The sequence below is a fragment of the Cupriavidus sp. R6-3 genome (genome assembly GCF_059772245.1).
In genome coordinates this window covers 1-21,114 of the sequence record NZ_JCBAJO010000067.1, presented here as the reverse complement: position 1 = coordinate 21,114, position 21,114 = coordinate 1, and the positions used below count along the sequence as shown (strand labels likewise).

Sequence of the window (21,114 nt, the reverse complement as noted above, 5' to 3'; positions counted from 1 at the left end):
GCGACAGCTGAGCGACAGTCGGGCGACCCCGTCCCAAACGTCCCGACTTCCCGACAAACACACGACCGGAACAACCGGAGAATCCGCATGGCCAAGAAGGAAAGCGTGCAAAAGCGTCTGCAGAAGGTGCGTCCGCCCCGGGTGCAGCTCACCTATGACGTCGAGAAGGGCGACGCCATCGAGCAGAAGGAATTGCCCTTCGTCGTCGGCGTGGTGGCGGACCTGTCCGGCCAGTCCGAAGTCGCGCTGCCGAAGCTGCGCGACCGCAAGTTCGTCAATATCGATCGGGACAATTTCGACGACGTGATGTCGGCGGTCGAGCCGCGCGCGGCCTTCCAGGTGCCCAACAAGCTGTCCGAGGACGGCGGCAAGTTCGGCGTCGACCTGAAGTTCCGCTCGCTCGACGACTTCAGCCCGGAAGCGGTGGTCGACCAGATCGAGCCGCTGCGCAAGCTGCTCGAGGCCCGTTCGAAGCTGGCCGACCTGCGCAACAAGCTTGCCGGCAACGACAAGCTCGAAGATCTGCTTAGCGAAGTGCTGACCAATACCGAGAAGCTGCAGCAGCTCGGCCATGGCGGCAATGAACCGAAGGGTGGTCAGGATGCCTGAGACGCAAGCCGCAGTCGCCGCGCAGGCGGCGCCCGTTGCCAATGCCAGCCTGCTCGACGAGATCGTCGAGCAGAGCCGTGTCGCCAAGTCGGACGCCGAACACGCGCGTGCCAAGGACATCATCGGCGAGCTGGTCAAGGAAGTGCTGGACGGCACCGTGGTGGTGTCGGACAACCTGTCGGCCACGCTCGATGCCCGCGTGGCGGAGCTGGACCGGCTGATCTCTGCGCAGTTGAGCGCCGTGATGCACGCCCCGGAATTCCAGAAGCTGGAAAGCACCTGGCGCGGCCTGTCGTACCTGGTCAAGGAAACGCAGACCGGCACGATGATCAAGATCAAGGCGCTGAACGCGACCAAGCGCGACCTGGTGCGCGACTTCAAGACCGCGATCGATTTCGACCAGAGCGCGCTGTTCAAGAAAGTCTACGAGGAAGAGTTCGGCACCTTCGGCGGCGCACCGTTCGGCGCGCTGATCGGCGACTATGAGATCACGCGCCAGCCGGAAGACATCTACTTCATCGAGCAGATGTCGCATGTCGCCTCGGCCGCGCACGCGCCATTCATTGCCTCGGCGTCGCCGGAGCTGTTCGGCCTGGAGTCGTTCGCCGACCTGGGCAAGCCCCGCGACCTCGCCAAGGTGTTCGACACGGTCGAATACGCCAAGTGGAAGTCGTTCCGCGAATCCGAGGATTCGCGCTATGTCGGCCTGACGATGCCGCGCTTCCTGGGCCGCCTGCCGTACAACCCGAAGGACGGCACCACGGTCGAGGGCTTCAACTTCGTCGAGGACGTCGACGGCACCGACCACAGCAAGTACCTGTGGTGCAACGCCGCCTGGGCCTTCGGTGCGCGCCTGACCGCCGCGTTCGAGGACTTCGGCTGGTGCGCGGCGATCCGCGGCGTCGAGGGCGGCGGCCTGGTGGAAGACCTGCCGACCCACACCTTCAAGACCGACGACGGCGAGATCGCGCTCAAGTGCCCGACCGAGATCGCGATTACCGACCGCCGCGAGAAGGAGCTCAGCGACCTGGGCTTCATCCCGCTGGTCCATTGCAAGAATTCCGACTATGCGGCCTTCTTCGCCGCGCAATCGGTGCAGAAGCCGAAGAAGTACAACACCGACAGCGCCAATGCAAACGCGGTGCTGTCGGCCCAGCTGCAGTACATCTTCTCGGTCTCGCGCGTCGCCCATTACCTGAAGGCGATGATGCGCGACAAGATCGGCAGCTTCGCTTCGGCCCAGAACGTCGAAAGTTTCCTGAACCGCTGGATCTCGCAATACGTTCTGCTGGACGACAACGCCAGCCAGGAACAGAAGGCGCAGTTTCCGCTGCGCGAAGCGTCGATCCAGGTTTCCGAAATTCCGGGCAAGCCCGGCGCTTACCGATCGGTAGCCTTCCTGCGCCCGCATTTCCAACTCGACGAGCTGTCGATTTCGCTGCGCCTGGTCGCCGACCTGCCGCAGGCCGCCAACTCGTAACCGGTTGCCGTCGGGCGCCGGCGTTCGTGCCGGCGTCCGGCGGTCGAGGCAGCAGTACTTACCAGGCGAAAACAAAGCCACTATCTCAACGAGGGTCTCATGAAGGATATCTACGTCAAGTTCGGTAATCCCGCCATCAAGGGTGAATCCCAGGACAAGGACCACAAGGACTGGATCGAAGTCCTCAGCTGGGAGCACAACATCAAGCAGCCGCGTTCGGCGACCGCTTCGACCGCGGGCGGTCACACGGCCGAGCGCTGCGAGCACGGCGAAATGATCTTTACCAAGGACATGGACGTGGTGAGCCCGCTGCTGTATCAGCACGCGTCTGGCGGCACGACCTTCGACGAGGTCACGATCGACTTCATGCGCGCCGACGGCGAAGGCAAGCGCGTCAAGTACCTGGAAATCAAGCTGAAGAACGCGATCCTGGGCGCGGTGGACGCGAAGGTCGCGGCCGAAGGCCTGCCGACCGACAAGTTCTCGCTGAAGTACGCCGCGGTGCAGTGGAAGTACACCCAGCAGAAGATCGGCGGCAACCAGGGCGGCAACTCGCAGGGCGCCTGGAGCCTGACCAAGAACGACAAGACCTACTCGGTCTGATGCCGTTCCTGGTCAGCCGATGATCGGTTGATGCGGATGCCGGCATCCTGGCGATTCGGCGCGACAACGCGCCCGTTGCCGGGGTGCCGGCGCTTGCCATGAAAGGTTTCGAACCGAGTCTGCTCGACAAGCTGTTCGACGACGAGCCCCACGCGCCGCTGCCCACCGCGATGCGGCAGCTGACGCTGGAGGAGCTGAAGTCGACGGTCGCGCGCGACATCGAGGCGCTGCTCAATACGCGCATCGTGATCGACGAAGCGCAGTTGGGCGGCCTGCCGGAGTGCAAGCGTTCGCTGCTGACGTACGGGCTCAACGATTTCGCCGGGCTCAGTCTGGCCAGCTACTACGACCGCAATTACATCTGCCAGTCGCTGACCAAGGCGATCGAGCGCCACGAACCGCGGCTGCGCAATGTCACCGTGTCGCTGGATGTCAGCGAGCGCAACACCAATGCGTTGTGCTTCGGCATTACCGCCATGCTGCTGGTCGGGCCGGCGCGGGAGCCGGTCAGTTTCGATGCGTTGCTGCAGCCGTCGACGCTGCAGTACTCGGTGACACGCGGACGAACCTGACAGGGCGGGCACGCGCATGGCCGGGACATTGACGGGCTCGACGCCCTCGTTCATGCCCGCGTTCATGCCAGCCTCCATGCCCGAGCCGATCCCATCCGCCACCGCCACGCACCGACCGCCGAGCAGCCATGGAAGAGCTACTGCCTTACTACGAGCGTGAACTGGCGTATCTGCGCCGGTATTCGCGCGACTTCGCCGAGCGATATCCCAAGATCGCCGGGCGGCTCGCCATGTCGGCCGACGGTTGCGACGATCCGCACGTCGAGCGGATGGTCGAGTCCTTCGCCTTCCTGACGGCGCGCATCAGCAAGAAGCTCGACGACGATTACCCGGAACTGACCGAAGCGCTGCTGGAGGTCATGTATCCGCATTACCTGCGGCCGTTTCCGTCCTGCTCGATCGCGCATTTCGATGTCCGTGGCGCGGCCGCGCAGTTGTCCGCGCCGATGACGGTGCCGCGCGGCACGATGCTGAGCACCCGCCCGGTCAACCGGGTCGAATGCCGCTTCCGTACTGCCTACGACGTGACGTTCGCCCCGGTCCGCATCGCCGAGGCCAGCTATCGGGGCGCGGCGGCGGCCCCGGCTGCCACCGTGTTGCCCAAGGGCGCGACCGGGGCGCTGACGATTTCGCTCGAATACCAGGGCGAGCGGGGCGGCTTCGACACGCTGGCGCTCGATACGCTGCGCGTCTATCTGGACGGCGAGCCGTCCTTCGTCGCCGCGCTCGGCGACGCGCTGTTCCTGCATACCGCGGCGGCGTATCTGGAGGGCCCGCGGCCCGGCGTCTGGCAGCGGCTGTCCGGCGTGCCGCTGCGCGAGGTAGGCTTTGCCGCCGACGAGGCGCTGATCGAGACGCCGGCGCGCTCGCATCCGGCCTATCGCCTGCTCAGCGAGCATTTCGCCTTCGCCGAGAAATTCAATTTCGTCGACATCGACCTGGCGGCGCTGCGCCGTGCGTTGGGGGCGGCGGGCGGCAACACCCGACGCCTGCAGCTGCATCTGGTGATGACGGACATCCGCAGCGACTCGCACACCGCGCGCCTGCTGGAGAGCCTGCAGGCCGAGCATCTGCGGCTGCATTGCACGCCGGTGGTCAACCTGTTCGCGCAGAAGGCCGATCCGATCCGCATCGAACATACGGCCAGCGCCTATCCGGTGGTGGCCGACGGCCGCCGTGCGCACGGCTACGACATCTATTCGATCGACCGCGTCCATCTGGTGCGCGAGACCGCCAACGGCAACGACGTGATCGAGTTCCGGCCGTTCTATTCGCTGCATCACGCCGACGATCCGAACCGCGCGGGCCACTTCTGGCTGGCGCGCCGCGACGAGCTGGTGGCACGCCGCAGCCCGGGCTACGAGACCGAGATCTCGATCGTCGACCTGGATTTCGATCCGGCGCAGCCGCAGACCGATACGCTGAGCATCGACGTCACCTGCACCAATCGCGATCTCCCCGCCAGCCTGTCGTTCGGCCATGCCGACGGCGATCTGACCATGGAAGGCACCTCGATCGCGCGCCAGATCACGTTCCTGCGCAAGCCGACGCCGTCGCTGCGGCTGCCCGGCGGCCGCGCGGCGCAATGGCGCCTGATCTCGCTGCTGGCGCTGAACCACCTGTCGCTGGTGCAGGACGGCCTGCCGGCGCTCAAGGAGATGCTGCGGCTGCACGACCTGGCCCGCAGCGGCATCTCGGCGCGCCAGATCGAGGGCATCGTCGGCCTGGACTATCAGCCCAGCACGCAATGGCTGGCGGGCAAGCCGTTTGCAACGTTCGTGCGCGGCCTGCAGGTCCGCCTGACGCTGGACGAGGAAGCCTTCGTCGGCACCGGCCTGCACCGCTTCATCCGCGTGATGGACCATTTCTTCGGCCTTTACGTCCATCTGAACAGCTTTGTGCAGCTCGTCGCCGTCTCGCGCCGCACCGGCAAGGAATTGATCCAATGCGCTCCCCGAAGCGGCGAATCGATCCTGGTGTGATACGCCGGCTGCTGCGGCAGCCGTATCGCTTCCAGTTCTTCCAGGCGGTGCGGCTGCTGCAGATCCAGTTCGCGCGTCAGGGCAGGGCGCAGGGCGGTGCCAATGGCGGCATGCATGGCGTGGCGAACGGCGCGGCGAATGGCGTGGCGAACGGCGTGGCGAATCGCGCAAACGGCGCGGCGTACGGCGCCGCGAACGGCAATGCCGTCGCCCGTGTCGCCGACACCCCCGAACACCAGCTCGCCACGCGCGTGCGCTTTCCGAATGCGCTGTCGCTGTCGTTTCCCGCCAGCGAGATCGTGCAGATCGAGGCCGGCGGCATCGCGCAGCAGGCGCTCGACAGCGATGCGGCCTTCGCCGAGGCGATCGCCGAGCGTCCGCTCGACGACGTGGCGGTGACGCCGGCCTTCTTCGGCATGCTGGGCGGGCAGGGCGCGCTGCCGCTGCATTACACCGAAGTGGTGGCCGAGCGCGAAACCCTGCGCCGCGACGGCGCCGCGCGCGCCTTCTTCGATATCTTCTCGAACCGCGCCGCCGCCCTGTTCTATCTGGCGTGGAAGAAGTACCGGCTGCCGTTCCAGCACGAGGTCGACCGCACGCGCCACTACCTGCCGCTGCTGCTGTCGCTGGCCGGCGTGGCTGATGGGGGCGTCCGCCGCGGCCTGCGCGAGACGCCGGGGACCATCCACGACGAGGCGATCGCCGGCTATGCGACCGCGGTGCGCCATCGGCCGATGTCGGCGTCGTATCTGCAGCAGGTGCTGTCCGATTATTTCCGCGTGCCGGTCCGCGTCGAGCAGTTCGTCGGCGGCTGGTATCGGGTGCCGCCATCGCAGTGGTCGCGCCTGGGCGGCGTCAACAACGTGCTCGGTGCCACCGCGCTGGCCGGGCAGCGCGTCTGGCAGCGCGACCTGCGGGTGCGCGTGTGGATCGGTCCGCTGGCGCGCGAGCAGTACCGCGCCTTCCTGCCCGGCGCCGAGGGCGCGCTGGCGCTGCGCAAGATGCTGACCGTGCTGGGCGGCGCCACGCTCGAATATGAAGTCAAGCCGATCCTGCGCCGGCAGGACGTGACCTGGTCCCGGCTCGGCGCCGCGGGCAGCGGCCACGTCGGCTGGGACACCTTCCTCGTTTCGCGTCCCGCCACGCAGGATCGCAGCGACGCGCATTACACGCTGTCGCCCATTCATTGATAGACCGGAGCCGAGCCATCATGGCCACCCCCTTGAAGACGCTGATCGCCAAGCTCAATGCCACCAGCCGGCAGGCCGCCGAACGGGCCGCCTCGCTGTGCATGGCGCGCGGCCACTATGAGGTCGACCTGGAGCATCTGTTCCTGGCGCTGCTGGAGAATCCGCGCAGCGACGTGTCGGTCGCGGCGCGGGCCAGCGGCATCGATCCTGCCGCGTTGCAGAGCGACCTCGACAGGGAGCTCGGCCGCTTCCAGACCGGCAATGGGCGCACGCCGGCGTTCTCGCCATGGCTGCCCAAGCTGTTCGAGCATGCCTGGCTGATCGCCTCGCTCGATTCGCAGACCACGCGCATCCGCTCCGGCCATCTGCTGCTGGCGCTGCTGACCGAGCCCAGCCTGGCGCCGCTGGCCGAGCGCGGCTCCCGGCGCTTTGGGCAGTTCCCGGTCGAACGCCTCAAGCATGAGATGGGCGCGTTGACCAAGGGCTCCGAGGAGGCCGAGCAGGCGGTGGCTTTTGCGGACGCGGGCGCCGCGCCGGCCGAGGAGCCGTCCGGGCAGGGCGCGCTGTCGAAGACGCCGGCGCTCGACCAGTACACCGTCGACCTGACCGCCGCGGCGCGCGACGGCCGTATCGATCCGGTGATCGGCCGCGACGCCGAGATCCGCCAGATGATCGACATCCTGATGCGCCGCCGCCAGAACAACCCGATCCTGACCGGCGAAGCCGGGGTCGGCAAGACCGCGGTGGTCGAAGGGCTGGCATTGCGGATTGCGGCCGACGACGTGCCGCCGCCGCTGCGTGGCGTCGCGCTGCGCACGCTGGACATGGGCCTGCTGCAGGCCGGCGCCAGCGTCAAGGGCGAGTTCGAGAACCGGCTGCGCAACGTGATCGACGAGGTCAAGCGCAGCCCGCAGCCGATCATCCTGTTCATCGACGAGGCCCACACGATCATCGGCGCGGGCGGGCAGGCCGGCCAGAACGACGCGGCCAATCTACTGAAGCCGGCGCTGGCGCGCGGCGAACTGCGCACGATCGCGGCGACGACCTGGGCCGAATACAAGAAGTACTTCGAGAAGGATGCCGCGCTGGCGCGGCGCTTCCAGGTCGTCAAGGTCGAGGAACCGGACGAGGGGCTGGCCTCGGCCATGCTGCGCGGCATGGTCGGCCTGATGGAGCGGCACTTCGACGTGCGTGTGCTGGACGAAGCGATCACCGAGGCGGTGCGGCTGTCGCACCGCTATATCAGCGGCCGGCAGTTGCCGGACAAGGCCGTCAGCGTGCTCGACACCGCCTGCGCCAAGGTGGCGCTGGCGCAGAGCGCGACGCCCGCCGAGATCGAGCAGGACCAGAAGGCGCTGGAGCGCCTGACCGTCGAGATCGGCGCGCTGCAACGCGAGCTGTCGACCGGCGGACAGCACCAGGCGCGGCTGGCCGAGTTGCAGAAGCAGGAGCAGGCGCTGCGCGAGCGCATTGCCGCCGGCAACGAACGGCTCGCACGGGAGCGCGAACTGGTCGAGCAGATCGTCGCACTGCTGCGTTCGCGCGACGCGCGTGCGGGCGATGCGGCCGCGGTCGGCAACACCGGCGCCGACACCGTCGACACCGCAGCCGAGGAAGCCGAACCGGTCGCCGCCAACAGCGATATCGCGCCTCCCGGCCGCCGCCGCAAGGCCGCCACGCCGGCCGCCCCGATCGCGCCCACCGACGAACTGTCGCGCCTGAAGGACGAACTGCGCCAACTGCAGGGCGAAAAGCCGCTGGTGCCGATCCAGGTCGACGGCCAGGTCGTGTCCGAGATCGTCTCGGCCTGGACCGGCATTCCGTTGGGCCGCATGGTCAAGGACGAGCTGCATACGGTGATGAACCTGAAGCAGCTGCTCGAGGAACGCGTGGTCGGCCAGCCGCACGCGCTCGAAGCGGTGGCGCAGCGCGTGCGTACCGCGGCGGCCAATCTGGAAGACCCGCACAAGCCGCGCGGGGTGTTCCTGTTCGTCGGCCCGTCCGGCGTCGGCAAGACCGAGACCGCGCTGGCGCTGGCCGACATCCTGTACGGCGGCGAGCGCAAGCTGATCACCATCAATATGAGCGAGTACCAGGAGGCCCACAGCGTGTCGGGGCTCAAGGGCTCGCCGCCGGGCTATGTCGGCTACGGCGAGGGCGGCGTGCTGACCGAGGCGGTGCGGCGCAATCCGTACAGCGTGGTGCTGCTCGACGAAATCGAGAAGGCGCATCCGGACGTGCTCGAGATGTTCTTCCAGGTCTTCGACAAGGGCTGGATGGAGGACGCCGAGGGCCGGACCATCGACTTCCGCAACACCATCATCATCCTGACCTCGAATGCGGGCTCGGCCTCGATCATGCAGGCGTGCCTGAACAAGTCCGCCGAGGAACTGCCGGATGCCGACGCGCTGACCGAGGCGCTGCGCCCGACGCTGTACAAGACCTTCAAGCCCGCCTTTATCGGCCGGACCAAGGTGGTGCCGTACTACCCGATCAGCGACGACACGCTGGTCGAGATCATCGAGCTGAAGCTGCGGCGCATCGGCGAGCGCGTGCAGCAGAACCACCGCGCGGCGTTCGAATGGGATGCGGCCGTGACCGAGGCCGTGCTGCAGCGCTGCACCGAAGTCGATACCGGCGCGCGCGCGGTCGACCATATCCTGAACGGCACGCTGCTGCCCGAGATCGCGCAGTCGGTGCTGGCGAAGATGGCGCAGGGCGAGGCGATCCAGAAGATCAAGGTGGGCGTCAACAAGAACGGCGGCTTCCGCTACAAGGTCAATTGAAATCCATTGAAATCAATTGACTCCGTCACTCACAGTCGAGGCAGCGATGGGCGTACTGACCGATATGGCGCATGAACTGGCGGCGCAACTGCGCGCCGCCTTCCGCCAGCACGACCGGCTGCTGCGGCTCGCCACGCCGCTGGGCGAGGACGTGCTGCTTGCCGAGCGTCTGCTCGCGCGCGAACAGCTCGATGGCGGCGGCTTCCGCATCGAGTTGTCGGCGCTGTCGGACGACGCCAGGCTGGACCCGGCCGCCCTGCTGGGGCAGCCGGTCCGCATCGATCTGCTGACGCAGCTCAGCCGCGACAAGCCGCGCGCGTTGCACGGGCATGTAACGGTGTTCGAGCGCGTCGGCGCCAATGGCGGCCTGGCGCGCTACCGGCTCGTGATCGAACCGTGGCTGGCCTTCCTGCGGCATCGGCGCGACAGCTTCCTGTTCCAGGACATGTCGGTGATCGAGGTCGTCGACAGCGTGCTCGGCGACTACCGCGGGCAGGGCAAGCTGGTGCCGGAATGGCGCTGGGCGGTGGCCGACACCGCGGTCTATCCGAAGCGCAGCGTGGTGACGCAGTACGACGAGTCGGATTTCGACTTTGTGACGCGGCTGCTGGCCGAGGAAGGGCTGTTCTACTACTTCGAGCACGAGGCGGCCGACGGCGATGCCCTCGGCGTGCATCGGATGGTGATCGCCGATCGCAACGACGTCTTCAAGGACAACGCCCAGGCCAGCATCCGCTTCGGCCGCGCCGATGCCACCGCCTCGGAGGACGTGATCACCGAATGGCAGGGTGAGCGGCAATGGCAGACCAATGCGGTCGAGCTGGCGACCTGGGACTATCGCACCGCCTCGCTGCGCAGCGCGACGCTGAGCACGCACCATGACAATGGCGAACAGGCCAGCCCGCTGACCGACACCGACTACGTCGGCCAGTACGCCTTCGAGGATGCCGAGCAGGCGCAGCGCATCTCGCGCATCGCGATGGAATCGCTCGAGGTCCGCAACAAGGCCTTCCATGGCGGCGGCACGGTCCGCACGCTGGCGCCTGCCACCACGTTCTCGCTGCTGGACCACTACGAGCACGATGGCGACGAGGAAGACGGCCGCCGCTTCGTGGTGCTGTCGGTCACGCACGAGGCGCGCAACAACTTCAACGAAGGTTTCGGCCAGGCCCTGCTGGCGCTGACGGGTCTCGCCCCCGCCGGGAACAACGAAACCCTGCCGCTGTACCGCAACCGCTTCACCGCCGTGCGCGCCAGCGTGCCTTACCGGCCCGCGCTGCGCGGCGACGACGGCCGCCTGCTGCATCCGCGGCCGACCGTGCGCGGCAGCCAGACCGCGCTGGTCGTGGGCGACGGCGGGCCAATCCATACCGACCGCGATCACCGCATCAAGGTCCAGTTCCATTGGCAGCGCGGCGGGCGTTCGTCCAGCCGGCAATCCCACCCGGCCGGCGACGACAACGCCCGCGCCGAGTCGGCGCTGGGTTGCTGGCTGCGCGTCGCCACGCCGGTGGCCGGCGACAACTGGGGCGGTGTCGCGCTGCCGCGCGTCGGCCAGGAAGTGGTGGTGGAGTTCGTCAATGGCGATATCGACCGCCCGGTGGTCGTCGGCGCGGCCTACAACGGCGCCGGCGAGACCGACGCGCAGATCAACAAGCAACAAGCCGGCGCCGCGAACGCGACCGGCAACGCGCCGGCGTGGTTCGCCGGCGAGGGCAAGAACGACAAGGCGCACGCGCACAACGCCGTGCTGTCCGGTATCAAGACACAGGCGCTGTCCGCCAGCCAGACCGGCAACGGCGGCTACAACCAGTTGGTGTTCGACGACACCGAGGGCCAGAGCCGCACGCTGCTGTCGACCACGCAGGCCGCGACGTCGCTGACGCTCGGCCACCACCTGTTCCAGCGCGACAACGCCCGCGAGGCCGATCTGGGCCACGGCGCGGCGCTTGCCACCGACGCCTCCGGCAGCGTCCGCGCCGGTTCCGGCCTGCTGATCGCCGCCGAGGACGGCAGCGTCACGCAACCGCTGCTGCAGAGCGAGCAGGCCGCGACGCAGGTGGAAGAGAGCCTGGAGCTCGCCCGCACGCTGGCACAGCAGGCGGCCAAGCAGAAGGCCGCGCTGCCAGGCGAGCCGGCCGCCGATACGCTGCCGGCGCTCGAATCGCTGAAGCGCAGCGCTGAAGTGTTGCGGACCGAGGCGAAGGCAGAGGATGGCGGTTCGGCGATCGCCTACAGCGAGCCGCATCTGGTTGTGTCGGGCCCGAAGGGCGTGGCGCTGTCGACGCCGGCCGATGCGGTACTGGTTGCTGGCACCAATGCGACGCTGGTGGCGGGGGAGCATGTCAATCTGGCGGCCGGAGGCAACCTGGCCGTCGCGGTGGCCGATGGCTTGAGCCTGTTTACCGACGGGCAGGGCGGATCGGCGGGATCTGGTTCCGGGGCGGGCGCCGGATCGGGCTCGGTATTGGGCTCCGCGTCGAGTGGCCAGCGAACGCAGGCCGCGCAGAAGGGCGGCGACGCCAACGGCATGGCCCTGCACGCCGCCACCGGCAAGGTCGAAGTCGCCAGCCTGACCGGCGCCAGCCGCTACGCCGCCGAGCGCACGGTGACGATCGCCTCGACGCAGGCCAATGTCACGGTCGAGGGCAAGCAGCACGTGCTGCTGAACGCCGCCGGGGCGCAGATTCGCGTGCTGGGCGGGAAGATCGAACTGCACGCGCCGGGCAAGGTGGAGTTCAAGGGGGCGGGGCATCGGTTTGTGGGGCCGGGGGGCGGCGAGGCGAGCAATTCGCTGGCCAAGGGCGACCTGGGGCTGTGCGAGTTCAAGACGCGCGGCGCGGAAGCCGCCGGCGATGCGCTGGTGCCGTTGGGCTGATGGCGATGTTCGATCTGCATCATCGCTTTCTGGACGATTTCACGCACGTCGTGCTGAGCCCGCTGCAGCTGGGACGGCAGGCCGTGGCGGCGTATCCGGTGACGCCGCTCCTTCCTCGCGGCGTCGACGTGCAGCCGCACCTGATGCCGGCACTGCTGGCGCTGGCGGAGCTGGATCGGCAGGCAAGAATCGGCCTGATCGATGCGGCGTTGCGCTGGCAAGAGGACTACCGGCGCCCGTATTTCAGCGCCTGCCTGGTCAGCGAGCATTCGACCGAACGGCTTGCCCATCACCTCGGTACGGCGCAGCTGCTGAGCGTGCCGGACGGCGGCCGCTTTCTGCTGCGCTTCACCGATCCGCGCGTGATGACGCAATTGCTCGGCATCCTCGACGACGCGCAACTCGACGCCCTGATGGGGCCGGTCGCGCAGTGGCATTGGGTCGATCCGACCGGACAGCGGCGTCTGCGCCTGTCGAGCCACGATCCCCATCTGCCGCTGCGGGTCCGGGCCATCCAGATCGGGCCGCTGCGTCGCGTGAGCCTGGTCAACGGCTGCCTGCAAACGCTGGTCAGAAGCGGTTGGCCGTGCACGGACGCCGTTTCGCTGGGCCGCCAGCTGGATGACGCGCTGGTCGAGGCCACGCAAGGGCACGGCTTGCGCGATGAAGCGGACCGCCGGCTTTACGCGGTCCAGTGCGTGGCGATGCAAGGCCGCCCGGAGGCGCATCCCGCCCTGAGGGCAGCACTGTCGAGGGCAAAGGCCGGCGAACTGAGCTACGTCGGTGCCTGTGCCGAACTGACCGACGACCCGCTGGGCGTTCCGCCTGCGACCGGGACGCACGACAACGATCGACTATGGGAAAAAGCGACATGAACGCAGCCGCCATCGAGGAAGCGTCCAAATGCCCGTTCTGCGACAAGGAAGGCCTGCCGATCCTGCCCGTCCGGTACGCGATCGGCCGCACCGGCAAGAGCAAGAGCGGCCGGCCGCTGGGGCCGGTGCCGCCGGTGCTGGATCCGCAGTTCGGGGACAAGGTGACGGCCATCCCGTTGCCCGAGGACGTGGCGCGCTACACGCTGCGGCTGCTCCGCGCGGGTTACCTCTACGTCTTCAACGAGAAGCGCGGCCTGTGGTCCGCCTACGTGGTGACGGAGGCCGGCTACCTGTATGAATTCGACTTCAACGACCCGGCGCCGCCGCTGCCCGAGGACATCGAGTTCACCTGCAGCAACAAGCAGGATGCGGTGATCGCGCGTTGCATCACGGTCAAGGACGCCCATGTCGCCGGACCGGTCTGGATGGGCTTCTCGGACGTGATGTGGACCGACGAGGTCAAGAAACGGCACAAGCGCCAGGCCTGGCGCGAAAAGCATATGCGCCGGGTCGATATCGACAAATGGCGCGGCGGCGGCGCGGCCTTGCCGCACGTGGCCCCGCTGACGGACGCCAGCAAGCTGGTGGCCGAGTTCCGTGCGGAGGGCGCGACGGTCGAGGAAACGCCCGCGGCCCCCATGTCGGAAAGCCACCCGGACGCGATCACGCTGCCGACCATCGTGGTCAAGGCCTATCCTGCCTTCAGCTTCTCGCCGCACGACTTCAACGCCTGCAAGGAGCAGGAAGCCGATCTGCTCAAATGGGCCGAGGCGGCTGCCAAGCCCTATCGGCCGGCCCTGGCGGCATTGTGGGACCCGGTCGGCATCGCCTCCGAACTCGACCCGCTGATGCACCAGTGCTACGAGGACTTCCTCTACGAAGACCCCGACCGCGCGCGCAAGCTGGCCGTGTCGCAGGCTATCATGTCGATTCGCGAGTCGATCGGCAACCATGCCGAACTCGAGGTCATGCGTGCGGCCGAGGAGAGCGCCCAGAACGTCGAGATCTACGGAACCGCGGATCCACACGCGATGCCGATTCCGGGCGGTGCGGGCCCCGAGACCATGGCGGCCGGCAAGATGCTGGCCGAATGGCTGCTCGGGGAGCCCGAGAAGGCGCGCAATCGCAGTGTCGCTGAGGCCTACCGCGACGTGCCGAAGGCACGCCTGCACCAGGCGCGCAGCAACTCGTGGACCAAGTACGAGACGCGCATGGTGACCGGCGCGAAGCGCTATGACGAGAAGGCGCGCGACGATTTCCAGAAGGCATTCGACCGGGCACTGGACGGGTTCAACAAGAAGACGATCGATCCGCTCGCCAGGGCGCACCGTGCGTGGCTGGAGAGCGAGTCCATGGCCAATGTGTTCGCCTGCAACTACGACGAGACGAATATGCGTAGCGGCGAGGCCTATACCGGCGCGGTCATGCTTTGCATCGGGAACACGCAGGACAAGCCGGTCTGCTTCGAGCTGTACAAGAAATGGCTCGAGGGCAGTCCCGATGACCAGAAGAACCTGCTGCTGCGCGCGCTTGGCTTCAATCAGCAGGAGGTGCTCGCGGCGGCCGCCAAGGCGTCGTCGAGCGGCGTGGATCCGTGGAACCTGTCCTGGCCTTCGCTGATCAAGGTCTACGACTTTGCCTTCCAGCGCGTGTCGAACCCGGGCACGGCTTCGTGCCTGATCGCCAATTTCATCCTTGGCATCAACGGCCCGTTGGCGTGGGCGCTGAGCAAGGCGACCGCCGATGGTCCCATCAAGGGCATCGCCGTTCTGTTCGGCATGCTGTCCAGGAAGGCGATGGTGCCGCTGCAGGTCCAGGGCGACTACCGGACGTTCCGCCGCGAGCTGATTCGCAAGATCCGCAACCTGAGCGCCGAGGCGGGGCACGATGTGCCGTCGCGCCGGGCCTTGTACGACCCGGTCGAGCTGGAACTGCGGCGCCTCGAGGTGCACGGGCTGCCGATGGAGGGCACGACAAGCAAATCGTTCCTGGTGCTGGTCGATCCCGGTCATCTGAAGAGCATGCCTTCCGGTCTGACCAAGGCGCAGCGTACGGCATGGTTGGCGCGCTCGTTGCGACTGCCGAACCAGTATGCGCTGATGCGCCTGCCCGGCGCCTGGAAGGGCGTCATCAATACCGATGTGCGCGTCGGCGCGGCCTCATCCGTTCTCGATATCGTCCTGCTGATCAAGCTGTGGAGCGACAGCGACGATTCGATGAACCACAAGGTCGCCGATACCTGGGGGCGCATCCTCGGCGGGGTCGTCGGCGTGGCGGGCGGCATCATCGAGCTGGTGTCGAAGGTCGCCAAGGCGCGCGTCACATTCGGCCTGCAGTTCGGCCGCGCACTGGACGCGTCGCTGGCCAAGATGCTCGAGAGCCTGGGGCGCCGTGCGACCGCGGTCGGCGGCGTCATCATCGCCGTGCTCGACCTGAACCAGGCACGGCTCGAATTCTCGGAGGGCAATGTCGTCGTCGGCGGTCTCTACGTACTGTCGGCGGCGGTGGGCTTGCTGATGGTCTGGGCCGTTTATGTCGGCATGACCGGCTGGGGCATCGTGATTGCCATTGTGATGTTCGTGATCGCGGGGCTGATCGCCTGGCTTGCCGACGACAAGATCCAGGACTGGCTGGAACGCTGCTACTGGGGCAGCCTCAGCGACGAGCGCTACGGGGACGTCGAAGAGGAGATGGAAGAGCTGAAGCTGGCCACGAAGGACTGATATGGATTTCACGGGACTGGTGCGCAAGTATCGCGTCAACCGGCCAGTCGACGACGACGAGCGCGCTCACCGCCTGCGCCAGGGGCAGCGTCTGCAGGTCGAACCGCACGATCAGCTCTGCGTGATCAAGATCAATTCGAGCTATCTGGATTCGGTCGACCGCTACTACGATTCCCGCGGTGCGCTGACGCTGATGGCGCTGGTCGTGATCGCCGTCTGCGTCGGCGGTTTCGTCGCGATGAGCCTGGCCGCGCAGCGGCCGCTGGCGCTGGGCCTGTACACGCCGGGTACCGTCGCCGCCTTCCTCGCGTTCGTGGCCTTCGTGATGGCACCGATCGTGGCGCTGTCGGTATGGATGGCGCGCCGGGAACTCGGGCGCTACACGCACTATCCGATCCGGCTGGATCGGCGCAATCGGATGCTGCATGTGTTCCGGCTGGATGGCAGCATCCTGAGCGTGCGCTGGGACGATGTGTTCTTCACGCTGGGGCGCTGTTCCGGCTCGGTTCAGCCCGTGCGCGATATCCGCGGCCTGGTGCTGGATCGCGACGGCGTCACGGTGCGCGAGCAGTTCGCGTTCTCGTTGTGGGAAGTCGATCCGCAGCGCTTGAAGGCGCACTGGGAATTCCTGCGGCGGTATATGGAAGAGGGGCCGAAGGACGTGATCGAGCGGATCCGGTACTGTGTGCCGATCGACGGGCGGCGGGAGCGCTTTCGCGTCGGCCTGGAACGTGTCTTCGCCAACGACGCCGGTTCCGCGCCGATCTATTGGCTGATGTGGCCGTTCAATCTTCTGCTGGCGTGCAGCCGCGCGCTGGTGATGGCGACTTGCCGCGTGCCGGTCTGGCCCAAGAACATCGAGGAGGCCGCGCCGGTCTCGAAGGACGATCCCTATGTCAAGGATGCAAGCATCAATCCGCGCCATCTGCGCTGATCGCCGGGTCGCGGGCGATTTCGGGGCGTCGCGGCGCGCCGGATGGAAGGCCTCGCTGACGGCTGCGGTGGCCCTGATGGTCGTTGCACGTGTGGCGGGCGCGGCGGACGCCGCGGGTGCCGCGGGTACCGATAGCGCGGCGCTGGAACTGGCCGCCAAGCGCGTCTCCGAAGCCGTCGCCACCGGCGAAGTGATCCCCGCCGCGAAGGGCACGCTGAAGCAGCAAGGCGACAAGGTCGCGCCGCAACGCGCCGCCTGCCTGTCGGCGATGGAGCCGCGCACCGTCGCCAACCGGATCGGCTATCCGCTCGCGGAGGATTTCTCCAGGGAGGAATTCCTTGCCCTGACGCGCTTCCTCGATACGCCGGAAGGCAAGCGCATCCAGCAGGCGCGTGCCGAGCGGCTGGCATCGGGCAATCTCGTTTTCCGGTTGACGCCCGAGGAGTCCGCGGCGGTCGGCAAGGCCTTGCCGGCGCCGCTGGCGGCGAAGTGGTCCGCCGGCGCTGCCACGCAACCGAAGACGCTGCAGGCGGTGCGCAAGGTGTTCGAGGAACAGCAGGCGATCTGCCGCAATGAAGAAACCTCACCGCGTCCCGCGGCGTCCGCGCCGGTCAGCTATCGGGAAGGGCTGCCGCCCAATGTCGGCTGCTCCCAGCCGCGCCTGAGCCTGGTCAGCGAGTTGCCTGACAAGCCGGTCTCCGTGACCGTGCGGGTCTGGATCGGCGAGGATGGTTTCGTCACCCGCACCTCGGTGGAAAAACCGTCGGGCTTTCGGCCGGTCGACAGCGCGGCGCGCCGGGCGATGAACGGCATGCGTTGTTCGGCTCGGGGTAGCGGGACCTTGGTGCCGTTTACGACGACGCAGTCGTTTGTAGTTCGCGCTGGCGGGTAACGGCGGGTAGGCCGGGCATGGAAGGCAGCGCGGGTCAGGGGTAGCGCGGATACGGTGGGCAGCGCGGATCAGGAGTAGCGCCAATACGGCAGGCAAGCGCGCGTCGCACTACCAATGACGGCGCCGACTACAGCGTCGTCCTCTTCCCCTCCCGGTCCACCTCGAACACCTTGTGCTCGCCCAGCCGCCGCTTCAGCCACAACCCGGCCTTGCCGAGCACATGCGCCTTCGCCCAGATCAGATCCACGCCGACCAGCCAGTCGGTGTACGGATAGGCGGTCAGCGGCAGTTCCACCAATTCACCTGATGCCAGTTCGGACAGGATCAGTTGCCGCGGCAGCGTGGTCCAGCCCAGGCCGGTGCGCGCCAGCTCGAGCAGCGCCGAGTAGCTTTCCGCCTGCCAGCAGCGCGTCGCATCGAGGTATTCGCTGCTGGGCAGCTTGTGGTTGTGACCGCTGAACACGAGGCGCCGATGCGCGCGCAGGTCGGCGAAGTCGACGCGCTTCAGCTTCGAAAGAGGATGGTCGCGGTGCGCGACGTGCGACAGGATCAGCTTGCCCATCTGCGCGAAGCCCAGATCGCGCGGGTACGCCGGCTGCGAGAATGCGATGCCAAGGTCCGCTTCGCCGCGCGCGAGCAGTTCGGCGACATCGCCATGCAGCGGATGGCGGATCTGTAGGTCGACATGCGGGAAGCGTTCGGCGAAGTCCCGTAGCGGCGGCATCAAGGTGGAATAGGGGACCTCGATCGCCAGCGTCAGCGCCGGTTCGACGCGTTCGCCCAGCTCGTTGGCATGCGCTTCCAGCTGCAGGCAGCGCTCCAGCACCAATTCGGCTTCGTTGCGAAGCTTCTCTCCGGCCGGTGTCAGTGTCGATGCCTTGCCGCCGCGTTCGAACAGTACCAGGCCGAGGTCGGCCTCCAGATTGGCGATCGCGGTGCTGACCGCGGACTGCGTCTTGCGCAACTGCCGGGCCGCGGCCGAGAACGAGCCGGTGCTGGCCACCAGGGTGAACATTTCCAACTGATCTAGCGAATAGCGCATCGCGGGCCTGGCTCCTGCCTGTCAAAAAACTGCCTGTCAAAAAACTGCCTGTCAAAAAACTGCCTATCAAAAAAATCGATGGCTGCCGATTTGGCCCGCCGCGCAAACCCGCCGGATTATGGCGCACCGATCCGGCCGGCGCAAAAAGCGCGGGACCACAGACCAGACGGAGGAGACCACGATGAATTCGCAGCAGCAGGCGCACCCCGACCCGATGCAGCAGAACCCCGCCGCGCACCCGGCCAAGGAGCCGGCCGTCCACCCGGTCGATCAACGATTGCCCTTGCGGCAGCTGGCCAGCTTCGGCCTGCAGCATGTGCTGGTGATGTACGCGGGCGCCGTCGCGGTGCCGTTGATCCTCGGCAGCGCGCTCGGCCTGACGCAGCAGCAGATGGTCACGTTGATCAACGCCAATCTGCTGACCTCGGGCATCGCGACGCTGATCCAGACACTGGGCTTCTGGCGCTTTGGCGCGCGCCTGCCGCTGATCCAGGGTTGTTCCTTTATCGCGATCGCGCCGATGATTCTGATCGGCCAGCAATACGGGCTCAGCCACGTGTTCGGCGCGGTGATCGCCGCCGGCGCGCTGACCATCGCGATTGCGCCGCTGTTCAGCCGGCTGCTGCGCTGGTTTCCGCCGGTGGTAATCGGCAGCCTGATCGTGATCATCGGTGTCACGCTGATGCCTGCCGCGGCGATCTGGCTGGGAGGCGGCAATCCCGATGCGCCGGACTTCGGCGCGACGCCGAATCTGTTGCTGGGCCTGGCGACGATCGCCATCACGCTGTTCGTCTACGCGCGCTTCTCCGGCTTTATCGGCAATCTGTCGGTGCTGATCGGCCTGCTGGCGGGCACCGCGATCGCGATGGCCTGCGGCATGACGAGCTTCGACGCGGTCGGGCGCGCCGCCTGGTTCGAAATCAGTCCGCCGTTCGCGTTCGGCGCCCCGTCGTTCGCCCCCATGCCGACGCTGGTGATGCTGCTGGCGATGCTGGTGATCATGGCCGAGACCACCGGCAATGTGCTGGCGATCGGCACCATCGTCGGCCGTCCCTCGACCCAGCGCACGCTGGGCGATGCTTTCCGCGCCGATGGGCTGTCGACCATGCTGGGCGGCGTCTTCAACAGCTTTCCCTATAACGCGTTCACGCAGAACACGGGGCTGATCGCGCTTTCGAACGTCAAGAGCCGCTATGTGGTGGCATCGGCGGGCGCCATCATGGTGCTGATGGGCCTGTTCCCGAAGCTTGGCGCGCTGATTGCTTCGGTACCGCGGCCGGTGCTGGGCGGCTGCGCGATCGTGATGTTCGGCATGACGACGGTGGCCGGCATCCAGGAGCTGTCACGCGTGAAGTTCGACGGTACGCGCAACGCGATCATTGTCGCGGTATCCGTCAGCGTGGGCGTGCTGCCGATGTCGCTGCCGGCGCTGTTCGAGCGCGTCGAAGGGCCGCTGAAGTTGGTGCTCGACAGTGGCATCTTCCTCGGGGCGATCACGGCCGTGCTGCTGAATCTGCTGCTCAACCGCGGGACGGCGCAAGTGGCGGCGCTCGACGGCGGGCATGCCGACGCCGTCGCCACCACCCAGCCTTGATCCCAACGCGGCCATGCCGGCCGCCATCGCATCGCGCCACCAGGGCGCCCACTTCGCAGGAGAATCGTCCGATGCCAGCCATCGACACCCAGACCCACACCCATGGCCACATCACCACGGACAAGCTGACCGAGCTCGATCTTCGGCTGCTGCGCCAGTCGATCGCGCTGGCCGAGGAATCGAAGCAGAACGGCCGCCATCCCTTCGCGGCCATCGTGGCGGACGAGCACGGCAATATCGTCGCCTCGGCGGGCAACAACTCGATGCCGCCGCAGGGCGACCCGACCCAGCATGCGGAGCTGGCCGCGGCGGCGCTGGCCGCCAGGCGCCTGAGCCCCGAGCAACTGGCCCGCTGCACGCTGTACACCAGCGCCGAACCCTGCTGCATGTGCGCCGGCGCGATCTACTGGTGCAATATCGGCCGCGTCGTCTATGCGCTGTCGGAGCACACGCTGTTGGGGCTGACCGGCGACCACCCTGAGAATCCGACCTTCTCGCTGCCGTGCCGCGAGGTATTCGTGCGGGGGCAGCGCCATATCGAGGTGCACGGCCCGATGCTGGAAGACGAAGCCGCGCGCTCCCATACTGGGTTCTGGAAGTAAGGCGGGGCAGGGGCCTCGCGCTTGCTGCCTGTTTGTCACTCGTAGCCAGCGGGAGGCACCATGCCGGAACAACTGACCAAGCATCCCGACGTCACCTTGCAGGTGTTGCGCAGCGCCGGCGCGCGCTGCGGCACGGGAGAGACTCCACAGATACTGAAAAGCTGTCCGGCCGAGCGCTTCTGCCAGCTGCCCGGCGGCGAGATCTGCGTGTTCGGGCTGCCCGATGCGGCCCGCATGACGCAGATAACGAAGGCCGACTGGCAGGCGCTGACCGCGACGATGGCCGGCGTGACGCCCACCGCCGCCCCGGGCGCCCCCGGTGCGCCTGGGACACCGGCCACCGTGCCGCCGA

16 protein-coding genes are annotated in these 21,114 nt (G+C 67.4%); 15 read left to right on the top strand and 1 reads right to left on the bottom strand.

Translation table 11 applies throughout. From position 1 onward, the window contains the following. Positions 1-87 precede the first annotated feature (87 nt). From tssB to AC6EI8_RS12815, 12 genes are all read left to right on the top strand, one after another. Positions 88-609: a type VI secretion system contractile sheath small subunit gene (gene tssB / locus AC6EI8_RS12870; RefSeq protein WP_149318826.1), complete on the top strand. Its 522-nt coding sequence runs from the start codon at positions 88-90 to the stop codon at positions 607-609. Next, entirely contained in the window at positions 602-2,089 is a 1,488-nt protein-coding gene (gene tssC, locus AC6EI8_RS12865; protein WP_149318825.1) for a type VI secretion system contractile sheath large subunit, read from the top strand. The genes tssB and tssC overlap by 8 nt, the downstream gene beginning before the upstream one ends. Before the next feature lie 99 nt (positions 2,090-2,188). Next, entirely contained in the window at positions 2,189-2,692 is a 504-nt protein-coding gene (locus AC6EI8_RS12860) for an Hcp family type VI secretion system effector (RefSeq protein ID WP_006577978.1), read from the top strand. A 98-nt stretch (positions 2,693-2,790) separates the two neighbouring features. Continuing rightward, entirely contained in the window at positions 2,791-3,264 is a 474-nt protein-coding gene (tssE, locus tag AC6EI8_RS12855; protein ID WP_149318824.1) for a type VI secretion system baseplate subunit TssE, read from the top strand. Positions 3,265-3,392: 128 nt separating this feature from the next. After that, the gene (tssF, locus tag AC6EI8_RS12850; RefSeq protein WP_498382089.1) at positions 3,393-5,246 is read left to right on the top strand and encodes a type VI secretion system baseplate subunit TssF; all 1,854 of its coding nucleotides are present in this window, start codon (positions 3,393-3,395) and stop codon (positions 5,244-5,246) included. Next, complete coding sequence (gene tssG, locus AC6EI8_RS12845) at positions 5,210-6,436, top strand: type VI secretion system baseplate subunit TssG (protein WP_498382088.1); 1,227 nt, start codon at positions 5,210-5,212, stop codon at positions 6,434-6,436. Before tssF ends, tssG begins: the two co-directional genes overlap by 37 nt. Before the next feature lie 20 nt (positions 6,437-6,456). Beyond that, positions 6,457-9,222 (top strand): type VI secretion system ATPase TssH, encoded by a 2,766-nt coding sequence (gene tssH / locus AC6EI8_RS12840; protein WP_498382087.1) that lies wholly within the window; start codon positions 6,457-6,459, stop codon positions 9,220-9,222. Positions 9,223-9,268: 46 nt separating this feature from the next. Further along, positions 9,269-12,100 carry a type VI secretion system Vgr family protein gene (locus tag AC6EI8_RS12835; protein WP_498382086.1) on the top strand — a complete coding sequence of 944 codons (2,832 nt, stop codon included), beginning with the start codon at positions 9,269-9,271 and terminating at the stop codon, positions 12,098-12,100. Next, positions 12,100-12,975 carry a DUF4123 domain-containing protein gene (locus AC6EI8_RS12830; RefSeq protein WP_498382085.1) on the top strand — a complete coding sequence of 292 codons (876 nt, stop codon included), beginning with the start codon at positions 12,100-12,102 and terminating at the stop codon, positions 12,973-12,975. Before AC6EI8_RS12835 ends, AC6EI8_RS12830 begins: the two co-directional genes overlap by 1 nt. Beyond that, positions 12,972-15,698, top strand: coding sequence for a T6SS effector BTH_I2691 family protein (locus AC6EI8_RS12825; protein ID WP_498382084.1), 2,727 nt, complete (start codon positions 12,972-12,974; stop codon positions 15,696-15,698). Before AC6EI8_RS12830 ends, AC6EI8_RS12825 begins: the two co-directional genes overlap by 4 nt. Before the next feature lies 1 nt (position 15,699). Continuing rightward, the gene (locus tag AC6EI8_RS12820; protein WP_498382083.1) at positions 15,700-16,632 is read left to right on the top strand and encodes a DUF6708 domain-containing protein; all 933 of its coding nucleotides are present in this window, start codon (positions 15,700-15,702) and stop codon (positions 16,630-16,632) included. A 76-nt stretch (positions 16,633-16,708) separates the two neighbouring features. Then, complete coding sequence (locus tag AC6EI8_RS12815; protein ID WP_498382082.1) at positions 16,709-17,524, top strand: energy transducer TonB family protein; 816 nt, start codon at positions 16,709-16,711, stop codon at positions 17,522-17,524. Between the two features lie 127 nt (positions 17,525-17,651). Here AC6EI8_RS12815 and AC6EI8_RS12810 read toward each other — a convergent pair whose 3' ends face one another. Then, positions 17,652-18,566, bottom strand: a complete 915-nt coding sequence (locus AC6EI8_RS12810; RefSeq protein ID WP_498382081.1) for a LysR family transcriptional regulator — start codon at positions 18,564-18,566, stop codon at positions 17,652-17,654. A gap of 181 nt (positions 18,567-18,747) precedes the next feature. Between AC6EI8_RS12810 and AC6EI8_RS12805 the strand changes: the two genes are divergently transcribed. From AC6EI8_RS12805 to AC6EI8_RS12795, 3 genes are all read left to right on the top strand, one after another. After that, positions 18,748-20,160 (top strand): nucleobase:cation symporter-2 family protein, encoded by a 1,413-nt coding sequence (locus tag AC6EI8_RS12805; protein WP_498382080.1) that lies wholly within the window; start codon positions 18,748-18,750, stop codon positions 20,158-20,160. A 71-nt stretch (positions 20,161-20,231) separates the two neighbouring features. Continuing rightward, a complete protein-coding gene (locus AC6EI8_RS12800; protein WP_226106460.1) occupies positions 20,232-20,762 on the top strand; it encodes a nucleoside deaminase in 531 nt (176 codons plus the stop codon). Positions 20,763-20,822: 60 nt separating this feature from the next. After that, positions 20,823-21,114 (top strand): hypothetical protein (locus AC6EI8_RS12795; protein ID WP_498382079.1); only part of this gene is annotated, 292 nt, incomplete at its 3' end.